Origin of the sequence: Kitasatospora sp. NPDC059803, from assembly GCF_042732255.1 — a bacterium.
Taxonomy (GTDB): Bacteria; Actinomycetota; Actinomycetes; order Streptomycetales; family Streptomycetaceae; genus Kitasatospora.
This window is the reverse complement of record NZ_JBHWIJ010000340.1, coordinates 1-8584: the sequence shown is the minus strand read 5'-3', so window position 1 is coordinate 8584 and position 8584 is coordinate 1. Positions and strand designations below refer to the sequence as shown.

Sequence of the window (8584 nt, the reverse complement as noted above, 5' to 3'; positions counted from 1 at the left end):
GCGGGCGGGCGGGGAGGCGCCGGCGGGGGCGGCGGGGCGGGCCGCGTCCTGGGGGACCGGGCCGCTCGCGACCGGAGCCGCGGCGGGGGCCGAGTGTGCGCCGGCCTCGGGGGTGGCGGACGGGCCGCCGTTGCGCGGGTTGCCCGGGACCTCGCCGCCGGCCTGCGGCGGGATGGACGGGCTGTGCTTCTCGGGGCAGTCGTCGGCCGGCTTCGGCGCCGGGGCGGGCTGCGCGACGTTGGCGCAGTCGTTGCCGAAGGCGGGGTTCCCGACGCCGACCACGTCGACGGAGTTGCCGCAGGCGTTGACCGGGACGTGCACGGGGGCCTGGATGCTGTTGCCGGAGACCACGCCGGGCGAGTTGGCGGCGACGCCGGAGGCGGACGCACCCGAGGCGGAGGAGCCCCGGCCGGTGCCGCCGTTGGCCCCGGAGCCTGCGTGGGAACCGGAGCCGGTGTGGGAGCCGGAGCCCACGTGGGAGCCGCCCGGCTTCGCGGCCTCGGGGTGGCCGCTGGCGTTGGCACAACGGTTGCCGTAGGACGGGTTCAGCACGCCGATCACGTCGACGGTGTTGCCGCAGGCGTTGATCGGCACCTCGACCGGCACCTGCACCGAGTTCCCGGAGGCGACGCCCGCCGAGCCGGCGGCACCTCCCTGGGCCTCGGCACCCGCGTAGGCGTAGCCGGCGGTCGAGGCCAGGACACTGCCGGTGGCCACGACCGTGAGGATCCCCTTCTTGGCTACATTCCTCATCTTTTCCCCTGACGTATCGAGAACGACGTGACGACCTTGACGTAAATACCTTCCGAAAGTCGGAATTTCCGTATATCCGGATATCCGGCAAGGTCTTCGACTGCACAGGAGTTAACGAGAAAACGGCGGGCAGGTTGAGCCGAACGAACCAGCTTCACCCGATCGAGCGATTGCCCCCTTGTTCACCTCTCCGCACCCCGCACTCGCACCCCGCATGCAAGCGACCCCCGGGCGGCGCGTCCGCCACCCGGGGGTCGAATGAGTCGGCTCAACGAGCCTCAGCAGCTCGGAGCGTGACTCAGAAGTTGGCGCAGTGGTTGCCGAACGCCGGGTTCAGCACACCGATCACGCTGACGGTGTTGCCGCACAGGTTGACCGGGACGTGCACCGGGATCTGCACCTGGTTGCCGGCGACGACACCCGGGGAGCCGGCGGCCACACCCTCGGCGGCGGCACCGCCGTGAGCGGACGCGACACCGGCGGCGGCGATCACCAGGCCACCGGTGGCGGCGGCAACAGCGGCGATCTTCTTGACCTTCATCATTCCTCCTGTATGGACAACGCAACCCGTTCGGCGGGTTGCACAGGGATGAACGAGGGTGTGGCAAACGGGGTACGGAACAGATTTGCCATTCACTCGCAACGGTGACGTCTCGCACGCACGCTCGATCCGCATTTCCTTGCAGGATCGTTTCTGTTGATCTCCTTCGCCCTGTCCCAAATCATTAGCTCGGACAATGCGGACGGCCCCCCCCCGGCACTCCGGGAACGGGCCGTCCGCCCAAGGTGCTCAGCCCAAGGAGCTCAGCCCAAGCCGCTCGGCAGGCAACGCTCGGCAGGCAACGCTCAGCAGGCGTCGAGGAACCGGTCCAGCACCCGGACGCCGAACTTCAGCCCGTCCACCGGCACCCGCTCGTCCACGCCGTGGAACATCCCGGCGAAGTCCAGCTCCGGCGGCAGCTGCAGCGGCGCGAAGCCGAAGCAGCGGATCCCGAGGTCCTGGAACGACTTGGCGTCCGTCCCGCCCGACAGGCAGTACGGCACCGCGCGGGCGATCGGGTCCTCCGCCCGCAGCGCCGTCTGCATCGCCTCCACCAGCGCGCCGTCGAAGGTGGTCTCGATCGCCTTGTCCGAGTGCAGGCTCTCCCGCTTCACGCGCGGGCCCAGCACGCTGTCCAGCTCCGCCAGGAACTCCTCCTCATAGCCGGGCAGGAAGCGCCCGTCCACGTGTGCGGTGGCCTGGCCGGGGATCACGTTCACCTTGTACCCGGCGCCGAGCATGGTCGGCTGGGCGGTGTTGCGCAGCGTGGTGCCGATCATCTTGGCGATGCCGCCGAGCACCCGCAGGGTCTCGTCCATGTTCTCCGGGTCGAGCTCGACCCCGAGCGCGTCCGACAGCTCGTTCAGGAACGCCCGTACGGTCTTGGTGATCCGCAGCGGGAACTTGTGCCGGCCGAGCCGGGCGACCGCCTCGCACAGCTCGGTGATCGCGTTGTCGTCGTTCTCCATCGAGCCGTGCCCGGCGCGGCCCTCGACCGTCAGGCGCATCCAGTGCATGCCCTTCTCGGCCGTCTCCACCAGGTACAGCCGCACCTGGTCGTTGACCGTGAAGGAGAAGCCGCCGACCTCGCCGATGCCCTCGGTCACGCCCTCGAACAGCTCCGGGTGCTTGTCCACCAGGAACCGCGCCCCGTACGTGCCGCCGGCCTCCTCGTCCGCGACGAACGCCAGCACCAGGTCGCGCGGGGGCTTGCGGCCGGTGCGCAGCCGGTCGCGGACCACCGCGAGGGTCATCGCGTCCATGTCCTTCATGTCGACCGCGCCGCGCCCCCACACGCAGCCGTCCGCGATCTCGCCCCCGAACGGGTCGTACGTCCAGTCCGCGGCGTTGGCCGGCACCACGTCGGTGTGGCCGTGGATCAGCAGGCCCGGGCGGGAACGGTCCTCGCCCTCGATCCGCACCACCGTCGAGGCCCGCCCCTTGGCCGACTCGAAGATCTGCGGCTCCACCCCGAACTCGGCGAGCTGCTCGGCGACGTACTCCGCCGCCTTGCGCTCCCCCGGGCCGGAGCCGTCCCCGTAGTTGCTGGTGTCGATCCGGATCAGATCGCGACAGATCCCGGCGACCTCCGACTCAGCCGTCGCCCTCGGCCCCGCCGACTCGCTCCGCTCGCTCACGGTCACTCCTCGTCTTTGGCCCGCACCGACGCACCAGCGCGCCACCCCCAGGACCTGCACCCGGGCGTACGAGCACGTACGCCCATCCTCCCCCAGCCCCCGACCCGGATCCACCCCCTGCGCGCCCCCGAAACCCCCTGGTCACGCCCCCGCCACACACTCCCCCTTGCCCCCGCCACCACCCCCGCACCCCCGCCCCGAACCGTTTTGGGACCCCAAGCCGATCTTTGCTACAGTTACATCTGTCAGCGCGGCCGACAAGAGAACGAAAGCCGCAAAGACAACACCCGGTCCGGGTGGCGGAATGGCAGACGCGCTAGCTTGAGGTGCTAGTGCCCTTTATCGGGCGTGGGGGTTCAAGTCCCCCCTCGGACACCAGCTAAGACCCCTGATTATCAGGGGTTTTTTGCTTTTCCGGTCACGGTGCAGCAGTCACGTGACCAACCTCGTGACCCACCGGCCGGCGGACTTGCCCTTGGACCAGGGCGGATAGGCCCAGCCGGCCCGGTGTCGACGCCCACCCCCGTGGCGGAGTCCGCCCCTGCGGGGGAAAGCGGCACTGACAGCACCCAGGCCTGGTGGAACCACAGCACGCACTACTAGCGAGTCTCCCGCAGCCGTGGCGCGCTGCCTGTCCGCCTCGACGGCCGGCCGGGACCCGGGGTCAGCGTGCGTCCGCGAGGAGGAAGTCGAGCAGGATCTGCCGGCTCGTCTGGGAGGTGAGGCTGCCGTACGCGTCGTCGAACGCGTGGTCGGCGAAGGGCAGTTCCTTCACCTCCACGTCGACGCCCTGCTTCCTCAGCGCGTCGCCGAGGCCGGTGACGGTCTCGGGGCGGGCGCTGCGGTCGCGGTCCCCGACGACGAGCAGGGTGCGGGGCAGGCCGGGGCGGACGTCGGACGGCGGGGACACCTCGCGGTAGCGGTCCGGGTACTGCTTCGGGGTGCCGCCGGTGTACATCTGCGCCGCCTCGCGGGTCCCGGCCACGTCGTCCTCCCACATCTGCGCGACGTCGGTGCCGGGGTAGAAGCCGATCACGGAGGCCGGGGGCGCAGGGGTGGCGCCCTCGGCGGCCTTGATGGTGCCGTTCTGGAGGCGGTAGGCGGTGTTCATCGCCAGGGTGCCGCCCGCCGACATGCCGCCGAGCGAGATCCGCGCGCCGTCGACGCCGTACACGTCGGCGTTGCGCTGCACCCAGCCCATGGCGGAGACGAGGTCTTGCGGGGCCTTGTCCCAGGTGGGACGGTCGGGACCGGCCAGGCGGTAGTCGACGGCGAAGACGGCGACGCCGTGGTCGGCGAGCCAGCGGCCGGTGCCGCGCAGGTCGTTCTTGTCGAAGGTGTGGAAGCCGCCGGCGTGGGCGAGCACGACAGCCGGGGTCCGCTTGCCCGGGGCCTTCGCGGGCAGGTACGCGTCCACCCGCAGGGGCTCGCCCTCGGGGCTCGCGAACGTCTCGGTCGCGTCCGGCTTCGCCGCGGGGTAGGAGAGTTCGGTGAACACCTGGCCCAGCGAGATGTCGACGCCGGCCTCCCTGGCGGCCTGGAACTGGATGCCGCCGATGACCAGCGCGCCCACGGTGCACAGCGTCGAGACGCCGGTGACCACGCGTCCCCAGCGCACCAGGCCGGCCCGCCAGGCCAGCGCGGCGAGGCCGGCGGCGACGAGGGCCAGCAGGGCCGTGTGGAACGGGTACTGCCCGCCCAGGACCGGCCCGATCACGCCCGCCTTGGGTATCGAGGGGACGTACGCGCCGAGCACGATGGCGACGGTCAGGAACGCGAGGAACGACGCCAGGACGGCGGAGGCGGCCCGCAGGATCCGGACGGGCCGGCCGGGCCGGGCGGGCCGGGCGGGCGAGGCGGCGAGGCTTCGGGGTGTGGTCATGGCTGTACTCCTGCGATGGTGCGCGGGGCGGTCGCCGCCGCCCGCGGAACTTGTCGGGAGCCGCGAGGTCCTCGGAACCGCACACGGGGGCGGCGAGGACCGGCTCGTACAAGAACGCTAGGAATCCGGCACCCGCACGGGCCTCACACCGCGGAGCCATTCTCCGGAGCAGCTCTCAGGTAGGGGGTCGGAGGGAGACGTCCGGGCCAGTGCCGCCGCACTACCGCGGGATCACAGATCGGTGCGGCCGGGAACGACCAGTCCCGTCTCGTAGGCGAGGACTGCGGCCTGGGTTCGGTCCCGCAGCTGCAGCTTCTGCAGGATGCTGCCCATGTGCGTCTTGACGGTCTGCTCGGCGACGACGAGTTCGGCGGCGATCTCCGCGTTGGACAGGCCCCGGGCGACCAGCGTGAGCACCTCGGTCTCGCGGTTGGTGAGGACGTCGATCCGCACCTGGGCGGGCGGTTTCGCCGAGCCGCCCAGCCGGGCGAACTCCGTGATGAGCCGCTTGGTGAGTCCGGGCGACAGCAGCGCGTCCCCGGCCGCCACGACGCGTACCGCCTCGGCCAGTTGGACCCCGGAGGCGTCCTTGAGGAGGAACCCGCCGGCGCCGGCCCGCAGCGCCTCGTACACATACTCGTCGAGGTCGAAGGTGGTCAGGACGAGGATCCTGGTCGACAGGCCGGCCTGCCCGGTGATCCGGCGGGTGGCCTCGATGCCGTTCAGTCCGGGCATCCGGATGTCCATCACGATCACGTCGGGGCGGAGCTCCTCGGCCTTGGCCACCGCGTCCAGGCCGTCCACGGCGGTCGCGATCACCTCGATGCCGGGCTGGGCGCCGAGGAGCACCGAGAAGGCCTCGCGAACCATCGCCTGATCGTCGGCGATCATCACTCGGATCGTCATGCGGTCTGTTCCCTGTCTGTCCGGACGGCTGGGGCGGCGGGCACCGGCAGCAGCGCGGTGACCTCGTAGCCACCGTCGGGGGTGGTGCCGGCGGAGAACTCCCCGCCGAGCATCACGGCACGTTCGCGCATGCCCAGGAGGCCGTGCCCGGCTCCCGGCGAGGGCCCGGCGGCCGCGGTGCCGGGCCCGTTGCGGATCCGCAGCCGCAGAGCGGCGTCGGTGTACGTCAGCTCGACGCGGGCCGCGGCGCCCGGGGCGTGGCGCAGCGTGTTGCTGAGCGCCTCCTGCACGATGCGGTAGGCCGACAGCTCCACGCCCTCGGGCAGCGGCCGGCGCGTCCCGGAGACCACCGCCCGCACGTCGAGCCCGGCCGCGCGCACCCCGGCGAGCAGGTCGTCGAGCCTTTCCAGGGTGGGCTGCGGAGCCTCGGGAGCACGCCCGCCGGGACGGTCCTCGGAGCGCAGCACGCCGAGGAGGCGGCGCAGCTCGGTCAGTCCCTCCAGGGCGCCCGCGCGGATGTCGGCCAGCGCCGCGACCAGTTCCCGGGGCGGGTCCGCGACCCGGTACGGGGCGGCCTCGGCCTGGATGGAGATGACGGACATGTGGTGGGCGACCACGTCGTGCAACTCGCGCGCGATGCGGGCGCGTTCCTCCAGGACGGTGCGGTGCGCCCGCTCCTGCGCGAGGGCCCGCTCCTGCTCCGCGAGCCGGGCGCGGACCTCCCTCGTCCGGCGCACCCCGGTCGCGGCGGCCACGACGAGGGCGAACAACACCAGCACGATCACCGTGAAGTACCAGGGCCCGATCCGCCCGCCCGCCAGCTGCAGTCCCAGCAGCAGCGCGGTGCTCAGCGCCACCGTCTCGCCCGTCACCCGCGGCGGGTTGCGCAGCGCGACCAGGAACGACAGCCCAGCCTGCACGGCCCACGCCCATCCCGTGTACGGCGCGAAGGGCGGGTACAACGAGAACACCGGCAGCATCACCAGCGACAGCCACCAGGCCGGCAGCGGCCGGCGCAGCGCCGGTACCAGGAGCGCGGCGTGGAGCATCCCGAGCGGCCGCAACGGGATGTCCTCGGTAGCGGAGACGGCCGCGAAGACCGCCACCGCGACGACCGCGCCGTGCGGCAGCCACCTCAGCAGTCCCGGCCCGCTCATGGGCGGCATGGGCTGCGGGGCCGGGGTGAACAGATCCTTCCTCACGGTGTGCAGCGCTCCGCGCACCGACCACCTCCTAGGGGCTCTCAGCAATTCGGACGCTCACGGTGCCTTCCTCGGCCGGGGTGCATTCGGTCACCACGCTACGGAGCGGACCCGCCGGCCGGCCTCCCGCCGCGGAGCCGTTCTCGGCCTGGCTCTCAGGTATGAGGCGTCACGGGCGCCCGCCTCCGGAGGGACCGCCCGACGATGCGTCCGCAACGGCGGCCGGCCCCTGGTGTGGGGCCGGGGCTATCGGGTGTGGAGGCGGTGGGCGGTGCGCCGGACCCACCAGAGGGCGGCTGCGGTGACGGCCAGGGTCCAGGCGAGTTGTGTCGCGGCGTACGGGTGGCCCTGGGCTGCGGAGCGGGCGAGCGGGAACAGGAGGGTGCCGACCGCCAGCGGGCCGCGCAGGTACCAGAGCGCCACCTGGCCGGGGCCGGTGTTGCCCATGGGGGTGTTGACGCCGATCGTCAGGTGCATGGGCACGACGCCCCGGTAGGAGCTGACCAGCGCGGCCGCGGTGAGTGCGGGTACGGAGGCGAGGAGCGGGAGGAGTCCTGCGGTGTCCCGGCCGGCGAGCGCGCACGCCAGTGCGCCGGCTCCGGTGAGCGCGAGGAGGAGGCCGCCGGGCACCGCCGAGTGCTGGAGGGCGAGCGACTTGAACGTCCAGGGCAGGTTGGTGGAGCGCCGCGGGTCGTCGCTCTCCAGCCGGGCCGGCTCGGTGAGTTGGGCGGCCGCCAGGTATTCGGCGACCAGGGACAGCACGACGACGATCTGCTGTGCGGTCGAGGTGAAGGAGGGGGCCGCCGCGGTCAGTCCGACGGCGATTCCGCTCCAGGCGACGGCCCACCCCAGGCGGCGGGGGTTGCGCAGCAGGCAGGTGAGGTCACGCCACGGGACCAGCAGCAGCCGGTGCCGCGGCATGGGGAGGCGGAGCCGGGGGGTGCTGTTCCACTCCTTGAGCCGCGGCACTCCGGAGCGGGCCTGGCGGAGGTCGAGCATGAGGACGGACGTGCTGATCTGGGCGGCGACCGTCGCGCGCAGTCTGAGGGCGGCTTGCGGGATCGCGGGCAGTTCCCGCCAGGCGAGGGCGAGGGCGAGCACCGGGGTGCCGACGGACAGCACCGTGCCGACGGCGCCCGCCGTACCCACGAGGCCGAGCGCCCACAGGAGCGGTTGGGACGCCCACCCCCACGGGCCCGACCAGAGCAGGAGGCCTTGCAGCCAGCCCGTCCGCCCCTGCGTCCATGCCGTCCACACGCCGGCGGCGGCGACCGCGGCGAGGAGCCACCCTGCGGCGAAGACCCTGCGGCCGTACCGGGACATCCACTGGTCGTGCCGCTCGACCAGGACGCCGACCGCGCTCGTGGTGAGCGCCACCGAGACGCCCGTCCAGGAGCCCGCGAGGGTCAGCACGATCCACGACTGCGGGGCCAGGCCCTGCAGCAGGAAGCCCGCGACCGCGCCGGCGCCGCCGCTCACCACGGAGGCCAGCGCCACCGAGGACCGCAGCCCCGGTGCGAGCAGGGCTCGCCGGTCGACGGCCGAGGGCAGCAGGAAGCCGGTGGTGGCCCCCGGCAGACCGAACCCGGCCCCCCCCCCACCCACCCCCGCGGGGGGGAAGAGGGCGCGGCTAAACAACACCGGGAAGAGCACCCAGCACGGG

7 protein-coding genes and 1 tRNA gene are annotated in these 8584 nt (G+C 72.7%); 1 reads left to right on the top strand and 7 read right to left on the bottom strand.

Going from position 1 to position 8584, the window contains the following annotated elements; genetic code table 11:
• The 3 genes from ACFV6I_RS34485 to ACFV6I_RS34475 all read right to left on the bottom strand — a co-directional run.
• On the bottom strand, nucleotides 1-717 hold a 717-nt coding region (locus ACFV6I_RS34485; RefSeq protein ID WP_380429723.1), incomplete at its 3' end, for a chaplin.
• Nucleotides 718-1051: 334 nt separating this feature from the next.
• Complete coding sequence (locus tag ACFV6I_RS34480) at nucleotides 1052-1294, bottom strand: chaplin (RefSeq protein ID WP_063346933.1); 243 nt, start codon at nucleotides 1292-1294, stop codon at nucleotides 1052-1054.
• Between the two features lie 305 nt (nucleotides 1295-1599).
• Nucleotides 1600-2931, bottom strand: a complete 1332-nt coding sequence (locus ACFV6I_RS34475; protein ID WP_063346934.1) for a M20/M25/M40 family metallo-hydrolase — start codon at nucleotides 2929-2931, stop codon at nucleotides 1600-1602.
• Nucleotides 2932-3221: 290 nt separating this feature from the next.
• On the opposite strand from ACFV6I_RS34475, the gene ACFV6I_RS34470 reads away from it, so the two are divergent.
• Nucleotides 3222-3309: transfer RNA gene (locus ACFV6I_RS34470), tRNA-Leu, on the top strand.
• A gap of 286 nt (nucleotides 3310-3595) precedes the next feature.
• On the opposite strand, the gene ACFV6I_RS34465 is transcribed toward ACFV6I_RS34470, so the two are convergent.
• The 4 genes from ACFV6I_RS34465 to ACFV6I_RS34450 all read right to left on the bottom strand — a co-directional run.
• Entirely contained in the window at nucleotides 3596-4813 is a 1218-nt protein-coding gene (locus ACFV6I_RS34465; protein ID WP_380429720.1) for an alpha/beta hydrolase, read from the bottom strand.
• Between the two features lie 231 nt (nucleotides 4814-5044).
• Nucleotides 5045-5719, bottom strand: coding sequence for a response regulator transcription factor (locus ACFV6I_RS34460; RefSeq protein ID WP_363377203.1), 675 nt, complete (start codon nucleotides 5717-5719; stop codon nucleotides 5045-5047).
• A complete protein-coding gene (locus ACFV6I_RS34455; protein ID WP_380429717.1) occupies nucleotides 5716-6876 on the bottom strand; it encodes a sensor histidine kinase in 1161 nt (386 codons plus the stop codon). The genes ACFV6I_RS34460 and ACFV6I_RS34455 overlap by 4 nt, the downstream gene beginning before the upstream one ends.
• A 291-nt stretch (nucleotides 6877-7167) precedes the next feature.
• The coding region (locus tag ACFV6I_RS34450; RefSeq protein WP_380429714.1) for a hypothetical protein at nucleotides 7168-8584 on the bottom strand (1417 nt) is incomplete at its 5' end.